The organism is Candidatus Streptomyces philanthi (assembly GCF_059553635.1).
Genome location: NZ_JCANQV010000599.1, coordinates 1 through 1,411, shown reverse-complemented (window position 1 = coordinate 1,411; position 1,411 = coordinate 1). Strand labels below are relative to the sequence as shown.

The 1,411-nt window shown below is 77.5% G+C and carries 3 protein-coding genes; 2 read left to right on the top strand and 1 reads right to left on the bottom strand.

The window, feature by feature from the left end; genetic code table 11:
• Both AC51EU_RS30525 and AC51EU_RS30520 read left to right on the top strand, forming a co-directional pair.
• A partial coding sequence (locus AC51EU_RS30525; RefSeq protein ID WP_496270332.1) for a hypothetical protein occupies positions 1-346 on the top strand: 346 nt, incomplete at its 5' end.
• A 39-nt stretch (positions 347-385) separates the two neighbouring features.
• Positions 386-1,183 carry an Fpg/Nei family DNA glycosylase gene (locus tag AC51EU_RS30520; RefSeq protein ID WP_496270331.1) on the top strand — a complete coding sequence of 266 codons (798 nt, stop codon included), beginning with the start codon at positions 386-388 and terminating at the stop codon, positions 1,181-1,183.
• A 7-nt stretch (positions 1,184-1,190) separates the two neighbouring features.
• On the opposite strand, the gene AC51EU_RS30515 is transcribed toward AC51EU_RS30520, so the two are convergent.
• Positions 1,191-1,394, bottom strand: a complete 204-nt coding sequence (locus tag AC51EU_RS30515; RefSeq protein ID WP_496270333.1) for a hypothetical protein — start codon at positions 1,392-1,394, stop codon at positions 1,191-1,193.
• Positions 1,395-1,411: the final 17 nt, after the last annotated feature.

Below are 1,411 nucleotides of genomic sequence, written 5' to 3'. Positions count from 1 at the left end.
TGCCGCGCTGCCGTGGCCCGATCCGCCGCCCGGGGCGACGCACAAGCCGGGCCGCAAGGCGGGTTCCGTGGTGGTGCTCGTCGACGGGGAGCTGACGCTGTACCTGGAGCGCGGTGGGAAGACGCTGCTGGTCTGGCCCCTGTCCCAGGACCCGGCGGGGCATGCGGGCGATGTGCGGCTGCGGCAGGCGGTGGCGGCGCTGGTGGACGCCGCGGCGGCGGGGGCCCTCGGCACCCTCACCACCGAACGCGTCAACGGCGCCCCGGCGCTGACCTCGCCCTTCGCACCGGTCCTGGAGGAGGCGGGGTTCCATCCGACGCCCCGGGGCCTGCGGCTGCGCGGCTGACCGGGGCCCGCGGCGCGGCGGCGTGTGCATGATGGGCACATGCCCGAAGGCGACACGGTCTGGCGCACCGCCCGCGCCCTGCACGACGCGCTGGCCGGCGGGGTGCTGGTCCGCTCTGACCTGCGCGTCCCCCGGCTCGCCACGGCCGATCTGACGGGCCGCCGGGTACGGGAGGTGGTCTCGCGCGGCAAGCATCTGCTGACCCGCGTCGAGGGGGACCTGACCCTGCACTCCGCGCTGCGGATGGACGGCTCCTGGGAGGTCTACGGCCCGGACGAGCGCTGGCGCGGCGGTCCGGCCCACCAGATCCGCGCGGTCCTCGGCACGGCGTCCCGTACGGCGGTCGGCTACCGGCTGCCCGTCCTCGACCTGCTGCGCACCGCCGACGAGGAGCGGGTCGTCGGCCATCTGGGCCCCGACCCGCTCGGGCCAGACTGGGACGCCGACGAGGCGCTGCGCCGGCTGCTGTCGGACCCGGGGCGGGCGCTCGGCGAGGCCCTGCTCGACCAGCGCAATCTCGCCGGTATCGGCAATGTCTACCGGTCCGAGCTGTGTTTCCTGCTGGGCGCCTCGCCCTGGCTCCCCGTCGGCCGTCTCCCGGACCCGCGGCGGGCACCGCTGCTCGCCCAGCGGCTCCTGGAGGCGAACAAGCGGCGCACGGCCCGGGTGACGACGCCCAGCGCCCGGCCGGACCGGCGGCTGTGGGTCTACGGCAGGGCCGGCCGCCCGTGCGCCCGCTGTGGTACGCCCGTCCGCGGGGCGGCGGCGGACCCGGTCACCGGGGAGCGTGTCACGTACTGGTGCCCGGTCTGCCAGCCCGGCCCGTCCCCCGGCTGACCCGGGTTCAGCCGGTGCCGTCGCGCTCGCGCCCGTACAGCGTCCGCAGGGCCGCGGTGGCCCGTACCCACCACGCGCGGTCCCGCCCGGTACGGGGGACGCAGTGGACCGGCAGCAGGCTCAGCCCCCAGCCGCCGGCCGCGACGGCCTCCTCGACGGCGCCGGCGGAGGCGGGACAGAACACCAGCCGCAGTACCGCCCACCACCACAGGCCCCCGGCGACGCACG

Coding starts and splice junctions, on each gene's coding strand:
- AC51EU_RS30520 (WP_496270331.1), top strand. CDS start 386: ATGCCCGAAGGCGACACGGTCTGGCGCACCGCCCGCGCCCTGCACGAC.